Genomic DNA, 18,624 nt, shown 5'->3' with positions numbered 1-18,624 from the left:
AATGTTTCCTTTAAATAAAACCTTACAAGAGTGTAATATTCAGGAATTACAAGAGGTTTGTTCAGCTATACGCCAAAGAATTCTTGAGGTTGTAAGTAAGAATGGAGGGCATTTAAGCTCTACCTTAGGTGCTGTTGAGTTAATAGTGGCAATGCATCATGTTTTTGATTATAAAGAAAATCCTTTTATTTTTGATGTTAGCCATCAGGCATATGCACATAAATTATTAACAGGTAGATGGGAAAAATTTGATACTTTAAGGCGTTTTGGTGGTATTAGTGGTTTTACAAAGCCTAGTGAAGGTGATTATTTTATAGCAGGTCATAGTTCTACTTCTATTTCTTTGGGTGTAGGAGTTGCCAAGTCTTTTGCGCTAAAAAATAAAAAATCCTTGCCTATAGCCTTTATTGGTGATGGTAGTATGAGTGCTGGTTTGGTTTATGAGGCATTGAATGAGCTTGGTGATAGAAAGTATCCTATGATTATTATTTTAAATGATAATGAGATGAGTATTGCAAAACCAATAGGTGCGATTAGTAGATATCTCTCAAGATTGATGAGCAGTAGTTTTTATCAAACTATGAAAGATGGAATAAAAAAGATTCTAATAAAGATGCCAGATAGTGCTACTTATCTTGCAAAAAGATTTGAGGAATCTTTTAAGCTTATCACCCCAGGAATACTTTTTGAAGAGATGGGGATACATTATCTTGGGCCCATTGATGGGCATAATTTAGAATCTATTATTTCTTCATTAAAAATTGCAAGAGATATGAAGGTGCCAGTTTTGATACATGCGCAAACAATTAAAGGAAAAGGCTATGAGATTGCGGAAGGACAGCATGAGAGATGGCATGGTGTTGGAGCATTTGATATTGAAACTGGTCAAAGCATTAAAAAAGCTTCTAACTTAACGCCAACAGAAGTTTTTTCACAAACATTATTTGATCTTGCAAGTAATGATAAAAAAATTGTTGGTGTAACTGCAGCAATGCCTACAGGAACAGGATTATCAAGACTTATTGAAGCTTTTCCAGAGAGATTTTGGGATGTGGCCATTGCAGAGCAACATGCAGTAACTTCTATGGCAGCAATGGCAAAAGAAGGATTTAAGCCATTTGTAAGCATTTATTCTACGTTTTTACAAAGAGCTTATGATCAAATTATACATGATACAAGCATTATGTCTTTGCCTTTGAAGTTTGCTATAGATCGTGCAGGTATTGTGGGTGAGGATGGAGAAACGCATCAAGGATTGCTAGATGTTGCTTATTTGCGTCCTATTCCAAATATGATTTTATTTGCACCATATGATAATGCAAGCTTAAAGAAAGCTATTGTTTTTGCATCTAGTATCAATAATGCTCCATGTGCTTTTAGATATCCTCGAAGTGGTTTTATTTTGCAAGATGGCATATTTGAAGCGCAAGATTTTAATCTAGGAAAATCTAGACTATTGCAAAGAGGAGAGGATATTTTACTTATTGGGTATGGAAATGGTGTGGGTAGGGCTTATGAAGTTTTGAATATTTTAAAATCCCATAATATTAGTTGTGGATTACTTGATTTGGTTTTTCTTAAGCCTCTTGATTTGGAATTAAAAGATATTTTAAAGCAATATAAAAAAATTTATGTTTTTAGTGATAGTTATTTGCTTGGTGGTGTTGGTAGTGCAATTTTAGAGTATATGAGCAGAGAAGGTTTTTATATCCCTTTGCATAGTTTTGAGATAAAAGATTGTTTTATTGAACATGGAGGTATAGGGGATATAGAAAAATCACTTGGTTTTGATAATTTTGCAGATAAAATACTAGTGGATATAAAAAATATTAGTGTTTCGTAGTGTAAAAATTTAAATTATTATTTGTTTGAATAAAAATTCTTTTATCTTTAAGTAATTGTTTGAGCATTTCTAATGCTTCTTGATCAAGCATTTTATGAGTTTCTTCTACTTCAAGAGGTCTTTTTTTAATGAGGTGATACAGTTCATCAACATTTTTTATTTTAATTTGCTGTATATGTTGATTTCTTGATGGAGTATTTATTTTTATATGAGGTAGTAGTTTTTTAAAATATAAATCAATTGTTTCTAATTCTTGTAAATCCAGCGGATTTGATTTATAAGCAGGGGGTCTGTCGATAGTATTGATATCAATTCTTTTAGGATTTACTTGACTTAAAAAATCAATAAGTGTTTTGAGATGTTCTTGTGAGTGATTGATATTTTTAACAAAGAGAATCTCTGCGACAAGTTCTCCTTGATAGATTTTTGAAAAATCCAAAATACCTTGTTTGATAGAATCTAATGAAAGGCTTTTGTGAGGTCTGTCAATGCGTGAAAATATCTTTTGTTCTCCTCCATCAAAAGAAAATTTGACAATATCAAATAATAAAAGTGCCTTTTGCACTTCTTTGTCTCCAAATTTAGAACCATTGCTTAAAATAAGAGTTTTTGTATTTTTTGGAATAAGGGATTTGATATTTTGCATAAGCGGATATAAAAATGGATATAAGGTAGGCTCTCCATTTGCTGTAATGGTTAAAACATCAATATCATCATTTAATCTTTGTTTTAGCTGTTCTAAAACTTCTTTTACTGGCACAATTTCTATCATTTTTTCTTGGGCTTTTTTTGCCTCAAGTTCGCAATAAAGACAATCAAAATTGCATTGCTTTTGGCTAGGAGAGAGATCGATGCCTAGGGATTTTCCAAATCTCCTAGAATAAATAGGACCAAAGATAATATTATTTTTCAACACTCTTGTCTTTCTTTACATTTAATGCATTCTAGGATATCTTTTCCTCTATAAGTGCGTTTTGCAAGCATATAGCCACAAAAATTGCATTTTGGCGTATCAATGGGCACATACTTTGATATAAAGGTGCATTTTGGATAATTACTACAACCAAAAAAGTTTCCTCTTTTACTTCTTTTCTCTAAAATATTGCCTCCGCATTCTGGGCATTTTGCATCAATATTTTGTGTAGGTTGTAAAAGAGATTTTGTATTTTTGCATTTTGGATAACCACTGCAAGCAATAAATTTTCCATTTCTTCCATTTTTTTCTATCATTGGAAGTCCGCATTTTTCACACTTTTCTGAAGTTTCTATGATTTCTTGTTGTATTTTTTCTTCTTTTTTAATGTATTTGCATTTTGGATAACCACTGCAAGCGACAAATTCCCCAAATCTTCCATTGCGTTTTACGAGTTCCTTGCCACAAGATGGGCATAACTCTCCTGTAGGGATAACAATTTTTTGTGAAGTAATATTTTTTTTACCTTCATTGATTTTTGCTTCAAATGGTTGATAAAAATCCCACAGAAGCTTTTGCCAATTTATTTTTTTATCCGCAATATCATCAAGTTCTTCTTCTAGCTTTGCTGTAAAATGGCTATCTACAATTTCATTAAAATGTTCATTAAGCATATCAGTAACTTTGAAAGCATTCTCAGTTGCAAAAATTTGTTTTTTTTCAATTTTGATATATTCTCGATTGGATAGGAGTGCTATTGTTGGGGCATAGGTGCTAGGTCTTCCAATTCCCAAGCCTTCCATCATTTTAATTAAACTTGCCTCATTAAATCTTGCTGGAGGTTCTGTGAAATGCTCTTTGCTACTTATTTTTTGAGTTTTAACCATTTCTTTTTCTTTAAGATTGGGCAAGAGTTTGTCTTTATCTTCACTTCCAAGAATTTTATAAAAACCTTCAAAAATTAGCTTACTGCCATTTGCTTTAAAAAGCCCACTTGTGGATTCAAAAAATATACTTTGACTTTCAAATTCAGCATCATTGCTTTGAGATGCTAAAAAGCGATTGTAAATAAGAGTATAGAGTTTAAGTTCATCATTACTAAGAAAATTTTTTGCCACATCTGGAGAAAAATTCATATTTGTCGGTCTGATAGCTTCATGAGCTTCTTGCGCTCCTTTGCTCTTGCTTGTGTATTGTTTTGCACTTTTAGGAACAAAATCTTTTCCATATTTTTCTAAAAGCAAGGCCCTAGCAGCATCTTGGGCTTCTTTTGCAATATTAAGGCTATCAGTTCTCATATAGGTTATAGCACCCATAATGCCTTCATTGGTCTGCACTCCCTCATAGAGTTTTTGAGCAATACTCATTGTTTTAGTAGGAGAGAAGCCTAAAATGCTTGAAGCACTTTGTTGGAGTGTGGAAGTCATAAAAGGCGGTGGAGTAGGGGTTTTTTTATTTTTCTTTTGTATTTTTTGAATACTATAGCTTTCATTTTGTAGAATTTTTAGCATTTCTTGCACTTCTTTTTCATCTTGTAAGCTAAGTTTTTCTAATTTTTTATTTTTAAATTCAATTAGTTCGGCTTGTATTTCTGAATTAAAAATAGCCTGTATATTGAAATATCTTACAGGAATAAAGGCATTGATTTCTCTCTCTCTATCTACTACAAGTTTTAAAGTGCTGCTTTGCACTCTACCAGCACTAAGTCCCTTTTGAATTTTACTTGCAATAAGACTGCTAAGTTTAAAACCCACGATTCTATCAAGCAATCTTCTAGCTTGTTGCGCATCGACTTTGTCCATATCGATATTGCGAGGGGTTTTAAGAGCATTTAAAATGGCATTTTTTGTAATTTCGTGAAATACAATTCTTGGAAATTTAGCTACATCTTTTCCTAACACTTGCGTAATATGATAGCCAATAGCCTCACCCTCTCTATCCTCATCAGTTGCAATAAATACTTCTTTAGCTTCCTTGGCAAGAGTTTTGATTTGTTTTACAATTTCTTTATGATCGCTAGAGATTTGATATTCTGGTATAAATTTTTCATCTTGTATCTTTATGCCAAAAGTATTTTTTGGCAAATCTCTAATATGCCCTTTTGATGCAATAACTTCATATTGAGAATCTAAAAAATTTTTTATAGTTTTGGCTTTGGCTGGAGATTCCACGACGATAAGATTTTTCATTTTATTACTCTGATATATAAACTTGTTTGTTAAAAGGCTTGCATTCTAGCACATCTTTGATAATTTTCAAAAATAAAAAGTTGGAACACTTATTGCTTTAAGTTTTGCATTCATTTTAAAAAAACGCAAAGGATGCAAAATGAGTTTTAGGATAAATACAAATGTGGCTGCATTAAATGCACATAGTATCGGTGTTCAAACCAATAGAAATATAGCAAATTCTTTAGAGAAGCTAAGTTCTGGTTTAAGAATTAATAAGGCAGCAGATGATGCTTCTGGTATGGCAATTGCTGATAGCTTAAGATCACAAAGTGAAAGTTTAAGTCAGGCAATTAAAAATGCAAATGAAGCAATTGGTATCATTCAGATTGCTGATAAGGCTATGGATGAGCAATTAAAAATTCTTGATACGATTAAAACAAAGGCTATTCAAGCAGCACAAGATGGACAAAGTCAAGAATCAAGAAAATCACTTCAAAGCGATATTCAAAGATTGATGGAAGAGCTTGATAATATTGCTAATACTACAAGTTTTAACGGACAACAAATGCTCTCTGGTGCTTTCACAAATAGAGAATTTCAAATCGGTGCGTATTCTAATACAACAGTAAAGGCTTCAATTGGTGCTACAAGTTCTGATAAAATTGGACATATTAGAATGGAAACAGCATCTTTTAATGGTGTAGGTATGCTCGCTTCAGCAGCTGGAAGCAATTTAACAGAAGTAGCATTTAATTTTAAAGCAGTGGATGGTGTGAATAACTTTGAGCTTGAAACTGTAAAAATTTCTACTTCTGCTGGAACAGGTATTGGTGCTTTGAGTGAGGTAATCAATAAGTTTTCTGATAAATTAGGTGTAAGAGCAACTTATAATGTTATGGCAACTGGTGGAAGCCCTGTATTATCAGGAACTGTAAGAGGGTTAGAGATCAATGGTATTAAGATTGGAACAATCAATGATATTAGAAAAAATGATGCTGATGGAAAACTTGTTAATGCAATCAATTCAGTAAAAGACCAAACAGGTGTAGAAGCTTCTTTGGATATTACAGGAAGAATAAATCTTAAATCAAATGATGGTCGTGCAATTTCTATCCATGCAGACGGAGATTCTGGTCAAGTATTTGGTGGCGGAAACTTTACTGGAATTTCTGGTAATAATCATGCAGTAATAGGACGTCTTACACTAATTAGAACCGATGCTAGAGATATTATTGTAAGTGGTGTGAATTTCTCGCATGTTGGTTTCCACTCTGCTCAAGGTATTGCGGAAGCTACAGCAAATTTACGACAAATAAGAGGAATGTTTGGTGCAGATATTGCATCAGCTTCTGGAGCAAATGCGAATGTGGCTCAAGCAGAGTTAAATAGACAAGGTATTGGTGCTGGCGTTACAAGCTTACGAGGTGCTATGGTTGTAATGGATATGGCTGATTCTGCGAGAATCCAACTAGATAAAATTAGAGCAGATATGGGTTCTGTGCAAATTCAATTGGTTTCTACAATCAATAATATTTCTACAACACAAGTTAATGTTAAGGCTGCTGAATCTCAAATTAGAGATGTGGATTTTGCTGCAGAATCTGCGAACTTCTCTAAAAATAATATTCTTGCTCAAAGTGGAAGTTTTGCTTTGGCTCAAGCAAATGCAGTTCAACAAAATGTTTTAAGGCTTTTGCAATAATTTTTTATAAGGAGATTTTTCTCCTTATACTTAAGGAATTTTTATGGATATTTATACAAAAAATCTCAATGCACTTAAACAAAAAGACCCACTCCTAGCACTTTCTTTAGCACAAGTAGAGCCAAATAAAAATTTTGAAGTTTTTATGGATGTAAATGATCCTGCAAATTTTAATATCATCTCAAAAAAAGATCTTAAACCAATTTTCACACATAAGCCCCTAGAAGAGACACTTCAAAAAATAACAGATTTTATACCTTATAGCTATTATCCTTATTTTTACTTTTATGGTCTTGGAAATGGTATTTTTTATAAGATGCTTTTAGGCAATGAGACAATTAAAAGAATTGTTATTATTGAGCCTGAAATTGAGATTTTATTTATTGTATTAAATTTAGTGGATTTTGAACAAGAAATCTTAAGTGATAAGGTCATCTTACTTTATACTCCATATTGCAATGATGTGATGGTAAATTCTCTTTTTATGATGGATAAAAAAAGTAGATTATATGCCAAAGTATATGATTTGCATGTTTTTAACTTCTTTTATGAAAAATATCAAGAAGATATCATTAAAATCAATCAGTATTTTATAAAAGCAATTGAACATAATGTCATTAGTGTGGGAAATGATGCAAATGATGCTATCGTGGGACTAAAACAGCATATTTTCAACCTTCCGGATATGCTAAGCTCTCCTACTTTAACAAATCTGATTGATGAGCTTAGAGAAAGAGATACGGCTATTATTGTTTCTACAGGCCCAAGTTTAAGCAAGCAATTGTCATTATTAAAACAAATAGCACCTTATGCGACTTTATTTTGCATTGATGCTTCTTTTCCTATTTTGTATAAAAATGAAATCAAGCCAGATGTAGTATTGTCTCTAGAGAGGGTAGAGGCCACTGCAAAATTTTATACAGATACTCCTAAAGAGGCTCAAAAAGATGTGGTTTTTGCAATTACCTCTATTGTCCATCCAAAGCTAAAAGATGCTATTACAGAGGGAGTTAAGCAAATTAGTATGCGTCCTTTTGGCTATACAAATATGTTTGGATTCCATAAGTATGGTTATGTAGGTATAGGAATGAGTGCAGCAAATATGGCGTATGAAATGGTGGTGCATTCAAGATTTAAGCGATGTATTTTGATAGGGCAGGATTTAGCCTTTGGTGCAGATGGTAGTTCCCATGCAAAAGATGCAGTTTATGGGAGCGATGAGATAAAGCCAAAAGAGCAAAAGCTTTTTGTTGAAAAATATGGAGGTGGGGGAGAGGTAGAAACTACCTTAGTTTGGAAATTGTTTTTGCAATTTTTTGAGACAGATATCGCCCATACTCCTTATAAGATAGAAGTAATCAATGCTACTGAAGGTGGTGCAAGAATACATGGTGCTAAGGAGATGAGTTTTAAAGATGCTATTGCATTAGTTGAAAAAAAGCATAAGATTCCATTAAAATTAAAATATCCTGATAAAAAAACTATAAGTAAAAATATCACCCTAGCAAGAAAAAAATGTGAAGATATTATTACTTATGGGAGTAAGAAAAAAGCACAGGTAGAAAAAATCTTCCTAAAAGTAGCAAAGATTACAGAAGATTTAGAAGCATTGAATGAAAAAAATCAGTTAGATAAAATCAATTTCAAAAAGATAGAAAAAATAACGACTGAGGTTGATAAAATCAAAGATTGGTTTGATGATGTGAAATTTACAGATTATTTTAGTGATGCTATCCAATCTTATATTTTTCATCAAGAATTGGATATAGCAAGAATCTTGGTGCGATACACGCAAGATGATATGCAAAAAAAAGCCAAACAAATAGAATGGCTCTATGCTCATAAATATTGGCTATTTTCTTTGGCTGGAGGCATAGATTGTGTGATTAGTATCGTAAAAGATACGCTAGAGATGCAAAAGCAATTTACACATTTTAAGTAGAATTCCTAGTAAAAAAAGGGATTAAGTAATGTATATATATGGAATTGTAAATTGCGGTAGCGTTAAGAAAGCTCGCGAGTTTTTTGAGAGTAGGCAAATTGCTTATGAATTTATTGATTTTAAAAAAAATCCTCCAAGTGAAGAAAAAGTATCACAATGGGTGGAAAAAGCAGGTATAGATATTGTTATAAATAAAAAAGGCACTACCTATAAGAAGTTGCAACTCAAAGATAAAAAATTAACCCAAAAAGAACAAATACAGCTTTGTGTGCAAAACCCAAGTCTTATTAAAAGACCAGTGATAGAAGATAAAGAAAAACTTTTTTTTGGTTTTGATGCCATGTTTTATGAGGAAAATTTTCTTTAATGCATTTTTTCTTAAGTTTTCTATGCATTTTGTTTTTTTGGGGTTGTGGTGCTACTAATTTGCAAGTTGCAAATCTTAAGCTTCCTCAAGATGCAAATTTTTATCTACAAGAGAATTTACAAAACTTAGAAATCTCTCAAGAACTTTCTGCAAAGTTAAAAAAACAATATTTAGAAATTTGGTTTAGCCCTTGGAAAAATCCAATCCCAAATCCTAATGTTTCAGAAGTTTTTTGGATAGCTCCATCATTGCTAAAAAATCCAGGTTTTGCCCCAAATCTAAAGCGTTATTCCCAAGAAGAGATGAGAGAGCTTTATGATTCTATGGATATGGAACATTATCCTAGTGTAAATATCAAAGCAATCATTACTAGAGATACTTCTGTAAGAGCTGTGCCTACAATTTTACCTCGCTTTAAATCTAGGGATAATTATCCTTTTGATCGTTGGCAAAATTCTTTAATCTTTGAGGGCACTCCTGTTTTAATCACACATTACAATTTGAAAAAAGATTGGGCGCATATCCAAAGTAGTTTTGTGTATGGTTGGGTCAAAGTTGAGAATCTTGCAAAGATAACCCCAGAAGATGAGAATTTTTATTTTAATATTAGAGAATATGCGCTCTCAAACAAAGACAAAATACCAATTTATGATGAAAATGAAGAATTTTTAAGTATGGCAAGAATAGGAAAACTCTTTGCTATAAAAGATATTCAAAAAAAAGATATTGAAATCTATTTGCCTTATAAAAAAGCCAATGGATTTGTAGGATTTAAAACTACTAAAGTAAAGCAAGAAGATTTTTCGTTTTTTCCAAAAAATTTTGATGTCTTAAATATGGCAAGTGTGATTGATAGTATGATGGGGCAGTTTTATGGTTGGGGAGGAGAACTTCAGAGTAGAGATTGCTCTGCTTTTATAAGAGATAGTTTTGCAAACTTTGGAATCTTCTTACCAAGGAATTCCGCAGCACAAGTGAAATATGCAAATAATATGATAGATTTAAGTGCCTATAGTGCAAAAGAAAAAGAAAAGATGATTATACAAAAAGCTACTCCATTTGCCACGATTTTATGGTTAAAGGGGCATATTATGCTTTATCTTGGAGTTTATGAAGGTAGGGCTATTGTAGCTCATAGTGCTTGGAGTGTGATGACAAGAAAGATGTTTTCAAAAACAGAAAATCTTTTAGGGGGTGTGGTGATTACTACACTCACACCAGAAAGTGATAAAAATGGCATTTTTGTAAAATCTAAAACACTCCTAGATAAGATTTTAGGGATGTCAGATCTCTACCAGTATATTTTGGATTTACCATAAAATAAGGAAAGAAGCATGCGTTTTTTTACTCTATTTTTTTGTTGTTTTTTGGGGCTTTTTGCCACTACTTCAAAGTTAAAAGTCGCAGTAAGTATAGATCCTCAAGCATTTTTTGTTAAAAAAATAGGAGGGGATAGTGTAGAGACAATCATTTTGGTTCCTAAAAATAAAAATCCAGAACACTATGAGCCATTATTTTCTCAAGCCAAACTTCTAAAAGATTCTGATGTGTATTTTGGGATTGGTTTGGAGTTTGAGACAAAGTGGAAAGAAAGGTTTTTAAGCATCAATCCTAAAATGGATTTTATTGACTTATCTCACTATCATAACCAAGACTTTCATCATAAGCACGATGCTCATATTTGGCTATCTATAGTTTTAGCAAAAGAGCAGGCTAGGGAGATTTTTGAGGTTTTAGCAAAAAAAGATATAAAAAATCAGCAAAAATATAAGCAGAACTTAGAAGCATTTTTAGAAGAGATAGAAGTTTTAGATAAAAAAATAAAAAATCTTTTTGAGCAAAAAAATACCCAAAAGACATTTCTAGTTTATCACCCTGCTTTTGAATATTTCTCTAAAGAATACAATTTAGAGGAACTAGCCATAGAAATGCACAATAAAGAAACAAAAATCAAACATCTTCAAAAGCTCAATCAAATGATTAAACAAAAAAATCTCAAAGTGATTTATAAACAGCCTCAATTCTCAACAAAGCAAGTAGAGCTTTTGGCAAAAGAGCATCATCTCAAAATTTCTACATTAGATCCTTTTGCTTTTGATTGGCTAGAAAATATGTGGGATATTGCGCAAAAGATTGCCTATGAAAAATAAAGAAAAACAAAAAATTTTTGAATGTAAAAATCTCTTTTTTGCCTATCAAAATGAAAATGTCTTAGAAAATGTAAATTTTGAGGTTTTTGATAAAGATTTTTTAGCCATTATTGGTCCAAATGGTGGGGGGAAAACAACGCTTATTAAATTGATTTTAGGTTTATTGAAGCCAAAAAAAGGAGAAATTATCACTCAAGATTCTCTTCAAGAAAAAATAGGTTATGTGCCTCAAGATACAAGTATCAATACAGATTTTCCAATCCAAGTCATCGATGTGGTAAAAATGGGCTTTTTAAAGCCCAAAATTTTTGGTTTTAGAGCTACTAAAAAACAAAATCAAGAAGCATTTGAGATTTTAGAGAAATTAGGGATAGAGCATTTAGCTTATAAAAAGATTGGAGAGCTCTCAGGAGGTCAGCGTCAAAGAGCTTTGATTGCAAGAGCCTTATGTGGGAATCCAAGCATTATTATTTTAGATGAACCTACTTCAAATATTGATTCTAGAACTCAAAAAGAAATTTATGATTTATTAAAAAATTTTAATGAGTTTCATACTATAATTGTCATCAGCCACGATATTTCTATTTTATTAGGATATGCTTCTAGGGTTTTATCGGTAAATAGGGAGGTTGTGTTACATGATGTTCCAAATTTTGAAGTCCCTTTTGATGGGCATATTTGCGAGATTGATATTTTAAACAAAATGATGGAGAACAAAAAATGAAAAGAGAATTTGATGTAATTATTATAGGGGGCGGAGTATCAGGTTGTGCAGCTTTTTATACTTTGAGTGAATATAGTGATATTCAAAGCATTGCGATTGTAGATAAGTGTCATAAATGGGCAAATGTTAGTTCAAGTGCTAGGGCAAATTCTCAAACAATTCACGATGGCTCCATTGAAACAAACTACGATTTACAAAAAGCCTCCAAAGTAAGATTCTCAGCGCAAAAAGTAAGAAATTATGCATTAAATAAAGGCTTGCAAAACAAAGCGATTTTTGAGAATCAAAAAATGGCAATAGGTGTGGGAGATCTTGAGTGTGAGGTGATTCAAAAAAGATTTGAAGATTTTAGAGAGATTTTTCCACAAATGCAATTTTTTGATAAACAAAAAATCAAGGTTTTAGAACCAAAAGTCATTGAAGGCTCAGATGGGGAAGATAGATTTGAAAATGTCGTTGCGCTTGGGTATGAAAAAGATTGGTGTGCAATGGATTATGCGCTTTTAAGCGAACATTTTATTCAAGAGGGAATGCAAAAAAAATCACAAAATCGCACTTTTTTAAATTATTGGGTAAAAAAGATAGAGCCAAGAGGAGAAGGCTATGCTGTAATCTCTCAAGATGATGAGGAGATTTATGCAAAATTTGTTTTAGTAGATGCTGGTTCTTATGCACTTCCTTTGGCTCAATCTATGGGCTATGGTATGGATTTGGGTTGTTTGCCTGTAGCAGGGAGTTTTTATTTTGTCCCAGATTTATTACAAGGGAAAGTTTATACAGTGCAAAATCCAAAGCTACCATTTGCAGCATTGCACGGAGATCCAGATGTTCTTATCAAAGGAAAAACACGCATTGGTCCCACAGCTTTATCTATACCAAAGCTAGAAAAAGGCAAAAGATGGTTTAATAACATTAGTTTAGAGTTATTGAAACTTGATTGTAATCTTGAGGTTTTTTCCATTGCAAAAGATTTATTTATGGACAAGGAAATTAGGGATTATGTATTTAAAAATATGCTTTTTGAGCTTCCATATATTGGAAAGAGAAAATTTTTGATTGATGCACAAAAAATTATCCCATCCCTAAAATTGCAAGATTTGCAATTTGCAAATCATTATGGAGAAGTCCGTCCGCAGGTTTTAGATAAGACAGCAAGAAAATTAGTAATGGGTGAGAAAAAGATTCAAACCAAAAAAGGCATCACTTTTAATATGACACCATCTCCTGGTGCTACAAGTTGTTTGCAAAATGCTATGATTGATGCGCAAGAAATCACACAATACCTTAATAAAAAATTTGACTTAGAGAGATTTTACAAAGAATTATCTCCGCAAGAGCTTTGATGATTGATTTTTTCCAAAATTATCCTTTTTTGCTAAATGCTTTTCTTGCTTCAATACTCATTAGCTTTTGTTCAGGAATTATCGGTTCTCTTGTAGTTTCTAGCAAAAATGTATTTTTGACAGGGGGGGTGGCTCATGGTGCATTTGGTGGGGTAGGACTTGCGCTTTTTTTTGGATTTAATACGACTTTTGGTGCTAGCATTGCAGCAATCTTGATGGCAATCTTAATGGCTTATGTAACCTTAAAGTATAAAAATGTTTTAGATAGCTATGTTGCAGCACTTTGGGCTTTGGGTATGGCAGTAGGTGTGATTTGTATTGATTTATCAAAGGGATATGGTAGTGATTTATCTAGCTATCTTTTTGGTTCACTTATCGCAGTAAGTTCTCAAGACTTATTTTTGATTGTTTTTTTTGATTGTTTTCTGCTAGTTTTTATTTGTATTTTTTATACAGAGATTCTCAGTGTATTTTATGATAAGGAGTTTTGTCAGCTAAAGCAAATCAATACCCCATTATTTCTTACCATAATGTTTATTTTAATGTCTCTTGGCGTAGTGATGAGTATGAGTGTTGCTGGATTGATATTAGTGATTTCTATCCTCTCAATTCCAGCTTATATTGCAGGGTTTTTTGCACCTTCTTTAAAAATACAAATGCTACTTTCTTTTATCTTTTCTCTTATTTTTATTTGGAGCGGATTTGGTATTTCCTATGCTTTTGATTTAAGTATAGGTGCTTGCGTTGTAGTAGTATCTGTGTGTAGTTTATTTTTTATATTATTTATTAGAAAACTTATTGGGGTAGAGAGATGAAAAAAAAGATAGCAAAAATTATGATTTTATCAGCAATGATAGTGGTATTTTTATTATTGTTTATAATTTTTGCTATGATGACTCAAATAAGTGCCACAGCACAAAACACAAAGCAGCTCAAAGAGTTACAACAAAAGGTAGAAAAACTTGAAAAAAATCTTTAATCTTTGCATTTTATGTTTTTTGTTATGCAACACATTAGAATCAAAAACTATTTCTAGATATGGTAATAAAACAAGAGCAGTAAATAAAAATAAACAGCAAAATATCACGCCTCCATTGGCAAATCAGCTTATCGCAGAGCTTGGTATCGGAATGGAATACTATAAATACAAAGAGCCAAATGTGATGCAAATTACTGGTCCTATGATGAATTTTAATAGCACAATAGGAGTGATAAGAAAAATATTCCGTTTTCAAACAGATTTATATTTTGCTACACATGTAGGGGCAAATGTCTATGATGGCGGACTTTATGATCACACTACACAAACAACTACAGCCTATTCTACAAAATCAACAGATTATTACACAGGCGTTACCACAAAATTTGGAATGACTTTCTTTGAAATGAAAAAAGAATTATTTTTTGGTTATATCGGCTTGGGCTATCGCTTTTTACACAATCTCTCCATAGATAAGCCAGGTATCAAGGCTTCCTATGATCGCTATCAAGGATACTTGTTTTTACCTATTGGAGTGAGTGGAGAAGTGCCACTTAATCCAAAGGTTTCTTTTATTGGTGCAATAGAACAGCGTATTTTACTTTTTGGGCACAATACAAGCACTTTTTCAGATATAGGTTATGACAAAGATTTGTATTTTGAGCAAAAAATGGGTTATGGAGGGCGTATTACATTTGGCACAAAGATTTATTTTCAAAATGCAGGAGCACTAAAAATTAGTGCTTATTATGATTATTGGAAGATTGAAGATTCTAATATTGTGCCAGCCTATCAGCAAGGTGTTTTTATAGGAAATTTTGTTGAGCCAAAAAACTATACCAACACCTTTGGAATCAATCTCACTTATGCCTTTTGATTAAAAAAGAGCAGGATTCATCTCTTGAGGTTTAGCAATACCAAGTATTTTTAATACACTTGGAGCGATATTGCTTAAATCACCATCTTTGATTCTATCTACCCCATCAGCCATAATGAAGCAATACACATCACCAACTGTATGATTAGTAAGTATTTCCCCATTGAGATTCTTCATCTCTTCACAATTCCCGTGATCGCTTGTAAGTATTAAAGCATAGTTATTTTCTTTGGCACAATGCAAAATTTTCCCAATCTCTCTATCCACAGCCTCCACCGCCTTAATCCCAGCTTCATAATTGCCCGTATGTCCTACCATATCGCCATTTGCAAAATTCACCACCACAAAATCTACACCCATTTGCATATATTTAATGACACTATCTCCCACTTTTTGCGCACTCATTTCAGGCATAAGATCATAAGTATCAACCTTTGGAGATGGTATCAAAGCTCTGCTTTCCCCCATAAATGGTTCTTCAATGCCTCCATTGAAAAAGAAAGTTACATGGGCATATTTTTCTGTTTCTGCAATATGTGCTTGAGAGAGGTTAGAAGAAGCAAGCACCTCTGCAAGAGTATTTTTTATATCTTCTTTTGGAAACAATATAGGATAGCAAAAAGTCTTATCATATTCTGTCATCGTGGCAAAATGCAATCTTAAGTCTTTGGTATATTTGATAGGAGCTTTACCATCTAGTGCTTCCATCAATTCCCTAGCTCTATCGCTCCTAAAGTTAAAAAACAAAAATCCATCATTATCCTTCATACCCTTATAGTTTCCAAAACAAGCAGGAAGGATAAACTCATCGCCAATATCTTTTGCATAGGATTGTTCTAAATAATCATAAATATCTAACAAGATTCTATTATCGCCATTTGCAATACACTCATAAGCTTTCTGTATCCTCTCCCATCGCTTATCTCTATCCATTGCATAATATCTTCCAGCAATGCTAGCAATCCTCACTTGCTCATCACAAAATTCCTCAATACTTTGGATATAAGTTTTTGCACTCTTTGGAAAGACATCTCTCCCATCAGTGATGAGATGCAAAAATACAGGCTTATTTGTTTTTTTGGCAAGTTGGATAAGTGCTTTAAGATGATTGATATGAGAATGCACCCCACCATCACTAAGCAATCCACACAGATGAATCCTATCGCTTTTGTCAAAAAAATCTCTCAATACCACATTATCCTTTAGCACATCATCTGCAATTGCAAGATTGATTTTTACCAAATCTTGATAGAGTATTCTCCCACTTCCCAAAGTCATATGTCCTACTTCAGAATTTCCCATTTGTCCATCAGGCAATCCAGCATACATTCCATAAGTGCGTATCAAAGAGTGTGGCACATTTGCAAAAAGCCAATCATAATGAGGTTTTTTTGCATTTGCAAAAGCATTAAAATAGTTACTAGGATTATGCCCAATACCATCTGTGATAATCAAAACAACTTTTTGTGCCATTTGTATATTTTCCTTTGAATTTTTTTAAAGATTATTGTATCAATAAATATTTTTATTTTGATTTTTTAAGACTAAATAACCCAAAAATCTTTGTTTTAATCCTTTTATTTTTATTCAATTATTTTCTCTATATTCTTTGTATTTCATTAACTTTAGTAAATAAGTTTTAAAAAAAATTCAAAAAAAGCAATTTTTTAATATATAATTTTTGTCTTACTTTAAAAATAAAGAGCTTAAATACTTTTTAAAGTAAAAAATAAAATCTTAAAAAAGGAGTTTTTGTTATGAAACAAAAATTTGATGTAATGAGGGGGGGGGGTATAATAATTCTTTAAATGCTTCTTTCTCTTCAAACAATTTAAAAGATTCAAAAAAATTCTTCAAACCTTTAGTTGCTAGTTCTTTAGCTTTATTTTTAAGTGCAAATATTGCAAGTGCTGATTGCACAAGTTCTAATGGTGCTCCATATTTTTGTTATAACCAAAATGGAACAGGTGACAAGGAAATTAGTCCTACCGATAGTAGTTTAACTTGGAATGGAAGTAATGGTGATGGAGAAAATAGTCTTTATACCCTACAAAATACTTCTAATGGACCTGTAGATATTACTTTGAAATTTACTAATACATCAATTTGGAACAATCCCCTCAGTCAAAATTTAAACGGGAATGTTTACACTATACAATTAGGAGGAAATACTGGAACTGGTGGGCAACCAACTTTAAAGCTAATATCAAATGGTAAGGGTATTGATATGCAGAATAAAACCCTTACTTTTGATTTTGGTGTGGCTGGAAATACGGGAACTGTAAATGTAACTCGTAGGGAAATGATTTTAGATTTATCAAATGTTGGCAGTGGCGTTGCTTTTAAAGGTAATATCAATATTATAGGAGGTAGAGCTCAAAAATGGACTGGTGAAAATAAATTTCAAGCAACTTTTGGTGGAGATGTAATAGGAAATATTGCAGGTAAAAAATATGATACTTACTATGATATGGATGCAACCTATACTTTTAAGAATTCAGCATCATTAAAAGGAAATTTTAGTGCAGAAGGTAATCCTGTTTCAGTAACATCAAATCAAGCACAACATAAACTTAATTTTATAGATGGAACCATTACTGGTGGTATAACAGCCAAAAACAAAGCAAAAGTTAGTGTAATTTTTTCTCCAACAGGAAGTAATCAATCTAGTCAGACTAAAACTTGGATAGGTGGAGATATTTCATCTGCGAGTAATTCAAATGTTGAAGTTACAATTAAAAATAATAGCAGTGGTGATGCCCCTGAAAATATTATACAGGGTAATATCACTGCCACTGCCGATGGTTATGGTGGTGCAGGTAATAAAATTGACTTTCAAACTACTACAAAAAACAAAATTGATGGAAATATTAGTGTAAGTACATCAAATTTTGATGTAAGCAACACTATCACTTTTAATGGTAATTCTACCAACACTATTACAGGAAATATTAGTGGTAGTGGCACAGGAATAAACACTATTACAGCTACAAATGGTAGCTTAACTATTGGCGGAAACATTACTACTCAATGGAATAAAAATACTATTTCAGCACAAACACTTACTATAGGAAGTGAGGAGAAGAAATCAAGCATTAAGGCAACTGGTAATCAAGCCACTAAAGAAACCTCTAATACTATCACAGCTACAGGTGCATTAAAAATTTATGCAACTGAAATTACAACAAATAATACTTCTCATAGTAAAAACACTATAACTGGTGGAACTAATAGTGAGATTATAGTGGATAACATCACTGCAAATGCTGGTTCAAATACTATTAAGTTAGTAACAAATGGTGGTAGTGCTGGAACTCTTGATAGTATAAGCACCACTGAAACACTTGCTAGTGGTAGTAAAATTACTGTAAATAAAAATCTCACCTCAAATAGTAGTGCAACAAATACACTTAATGCAGAAACAGTTACAATAACAGGAGAAGTAAAAACCTCTGTAGGAGCAAATAATATTGATGGAAAAGATATTACCATCAATGGTAGTATTACTAATATGTGGGGTAATAATACAATTAATGCAACTGGTGCAATTAAAATAGGTTCTCAAGATAAAAAAGTTACAATCTCTAATGATTCTAATGCAGCAACATCAAAT

The 18,624-nt window shown here is 32.3% G+C and carries 15 protein-coding genes; 12 read left to right on the top strand and 3 right to left on the bottom strand.

The features are described 5' to 3' along the window. Position 1 precedes the first annotated feature (1 nt). Entirely contained in the window at positions 2–1,843 is a 1,842-nt protein-coding gene (gene dxs / locus CQA57_RS01850) for a 1-deoxy-D-xylulose-5-phosphate synthase (RefSeq protein WP_115578541.1), read from the top strand. On the opposite strand, the gene CQA57_RS01845 is transcribed toward dxs, so the two are convergent. After that, positions 1,830–2,756: a radical SAM protein gene (locus tag CQA57_RS01845; RefSeq protein WP_245941832.1), complete on the bottom strand. Its 927-nt coding sequence runs from the start codon at positions 2,754–2,756 to the stop codon at positions 1,830–1,832. The genes dxs and CQA57_RS01845 overlap by 14 nt on opposite strands. Continuing rightward, positions 2,753–4,945, bottom strand: a complete 2,193-nt coding sequence (gene topA / locus CQA57_RS01840) for a type I DNA topoisomerase (RefSeq protein ID WP_115578540.1) — start codon at positions 4,943–4,945, stop codon at positions 2,753–2,755. Before topA ends, CQA57_RS01845 begins: the two co-directional genes overlap by 4 nt. A 139-nt stretch (positions 4,946–5,084) precedes the next feature. Between topA and CQA57_RS01835 the strand changes: the two genes are divergently transcribed. The 10 genes from CQA57_RS01835 to CQA57_RS01795 are packed head-to-tail and all read left to right on the top strand — an operon-like array spanning position 5,085 to position 15,011. Then, a complete protein-coding gene (locus tag CQA57_RS01835; RefSeq protein ID WP_115578539.1) occupies positions 5,085–6,629 on the top strand; it encodes a flagellin B in 1,545 nt (514 codons plus the stop codon). 43 nt (positions 6,630–6,672) lie between these two features. Continuing rightward, positions 6,673–8,571, top strand: a complete 1,899-nt coding sequence (locus CQA57_RS01830) for a motility associated factor glycosyltransferase family protein (RefSeq protein ID WP_115578538.1) — start codon at positions 6,673–6,675, stop codon at positions 8,569–8,571. Between the two features lie 28 nt (positions 8,572–8,599). Further along, positions 8,600–8,938: a Spx/MgsR family RNA polymerase-binding regulatory protein gene (locus CQA57_RS01825; protein WP_115578537.1), complete on the top strand. Its 339-nt coding sequence runs from the start codon at positions 8,600–8,602 to the stop codon at positions 8,936–8,938. After that, positions 8,938–10,257 (top strand): SH3 domain-containing C40 family peptidase, encoded by a 1,320-nt coding sequence (locus CQA57_RS01820; RefSeq protein ID WP_115578536.1) that lies wholly within the window; start codon positions 8,938–8,940, stop codon positions 10,255–10,257. Before CQA57_RS01825 ends, CQA57_RS01820 begins: the two co-directional genes overlap by 1 nt. A gap of 15 nt (positions 10,258–10,272) precedes the next feature. Continuing rightward, the gene (locus CQA57_RS01815; RefSeq protein ID WP_115578535.1) at positions 10,273–11,088 is read left to right on the top strand and encodes a metal ABC transporter solute-binding protein, Zn/Mn family; all 816 of its coding nucleotides are present in this window, start codon (positions 10,273–10,275) and stop codon (positions 11,086–11,088) included. Next, positions 11,078–11,812, top strand: coding sequence for a metal ABC transporter ATP-binding protein (locus CQA57_RS01810; protein ID WP_115578534.1), 735 nt, complete (start codon positions 11,078–11,080; stop codon positions 11,810–11,812). The genes CQA57_RS01815 and CQA57_RS01810 overlap by 11 nt, the downstream gene beginning before the upstream one ends. Continuing rightward, positions 11,809–13,155 (top strand): FAD-dependent oxidoreductase, encoded by a 1,347-nt coding sequence (locus tag CQA57_RS01805; RefSeq protein ID WP_115578533.1) that lies wholly within the window; start codon positions 11,809–11,811, stop codon positions 13,153–13,155. Before CQA57_RS01810 ends, CQA57_RS01805 begins: the two co-directional genes overlap by 4 nt. Continuing rightward, entirely contained in the window at positions 13,155–13,970 is an 816-nt protein-coding gene (locus CQA57_RS01800; RefSeq protein WP_115578532.1) for a metal ABC transporter permease, read from the top strand. The genes CQA57_RS01805 and CQA57_RS01800 overlap by 1 nt, the downstream gene beginning before the upstream one ends. Beyond that, the gene (locus tag CQA57_RS08140; protein WP_170126801.1) at positions 13,967–14,134 is read left to right on the top strand and encodes a DUF5408 family protein; all 168 of its coding nucleotides are present in this window, start codon (positions 13,967–13,969) and stop codon (positions 14,132–14,134) included. The genes CQA57_RS01800 and CQA57_RS08140 overlap by 4 nt, the downstream gene beginning before the upstream one ends. Next, positions 14,118–15,011, top strand: coding sequence for a hypothetical protein (locus CQA57_RS01795; RefSeq protein ID WP_115578531.1), 894 nt, complete (start codon positions 14,118–14,120; stop codon positions 15,009–15,011). The genes CQA57_RS08140 and CQA57_RS01795 overlap by 17 nt, the downstream gene beginning before the upstream one ends. On the opposite strand, the gene gpmI is transcribed toward CQA57_RS01795, so the two are convergent. Continuing rightward, complete coding sequence (gpmI, locus tag CQA57_RS01790; protein WP_115578530.1) at positions 15,012–16,484, bottom strand: 2,3-bisphosphoglycerate-independent phosphoglycerate mutase; 1,473 nt, start codon at positions 16,482–16,484, stop codon at positions 15,012–15,014. A 754-nt stretch (positions 16,485–17,238) separates the two neighbouring features. On the opposite strand from gpmI, the gene CQA57_RS01785 reads away from it, so the two are divergent. Further along, positions 17,239–18,624 (top strand): beta strand repeat-containing protein (locus tag CQA57_RS01785; protein ID WP_147288338.1); only part of this gene is annotated, 1,386 nt, incomplete at its 3' end.

The organism is Helicobacter anseris (genome assembly GCF_003364335.1).
Classification (GTDB): domain Bacteria; phylum Campylobacterota; class Campylobacteria; order Campylobacterales; family Helicobacteraceae; genus Helicobacter_H; species Helicobacter_H anseris.
The sequence above is the reverse complement of the archived record's forward strand: the minus strand, read 5'-3'. Positions and strand labels throughout refer to the sequence as shown.

Coding starts and splice junctions, on each gene's coding strand:
- dxs (WP_115578541.1), top strand. CDS start 2: ATGTTTCCTTTAAATAAAACCTTACAAGAGTGTAATATTCAGGAATTA.
- topA (WP_115578540.1), bottom strand. CDS start 4,945: ATGAAAAATCTTATCGTCGTGGAATCTCCAGCCAAAGCCAAAACTATA.
- CQA57_RS01835 (WP_115578539.1), top strand. CDS start 5,085: ATGAGTTTTAGGATAAATACAAATGTGGCTGCATTAAATGCACATAGT.
- CQA57_RS01830 (WP_115578538.1), top strand. CDS start 6,673: ATGGATATTTATACAAAAAATCTCAATGCACTTAAACAAAAAGACCCA.
- CQA57_RS01825 (WP_115578537.1), top strand. CDS start 8,600: ATGTATATATATGGAATTGTAAATTGCGGTAGCGTTAAGAAAGCTCGC.
- CQA57_RS01820 (WP_115578536.1), top strand. CDS start 8,938: ATGCATTTTTTCTTAAGTTTTCTATGCATTTTGTTTTTTTGGGGTTGT.
- CQA57_RS01815 (WP_115578535.1), top strand. CDS start 10,273: ATGCGTTTTTTTACTCTATTTTTTTGTTGTTTTTTGGGGCTTTTTGCC.
- CQA57_RS01810 (WP_115578534.1), top strand. CDS start 11,078: ATGAAAAATAAAGAAAAACAAAAAATTTTTGAATGTAAAAATCTCTTT.
- CQA57_RS01805 (WP_115578533.1), top strand. CDS start 11,809: ATGAAAAGAGAATTTGATGTAATTATTATAGGGGGCGGAGTATCAGGT.
- CQA57_RS01800 (WP_115578532.1), top strand. CDS start 13,155: ATGATTGATTTTTTCCAAAATTATCCTTTTTTGCTAAATGCTTTTCTT.
- CQA57_RS08140 (WP_170126801.1), top strand. CDS start 13,967: ATGAAAAAAAAGATAGCAAAAATTATGATTTTATCAGCAATGATAGTG.
- gpmI (WP_115578530.1), bottom strand. CDS start 16,484: ATGGCACAAAAAGTTGTTTTGATTATCACAGATGGTATTGGGCATAAT.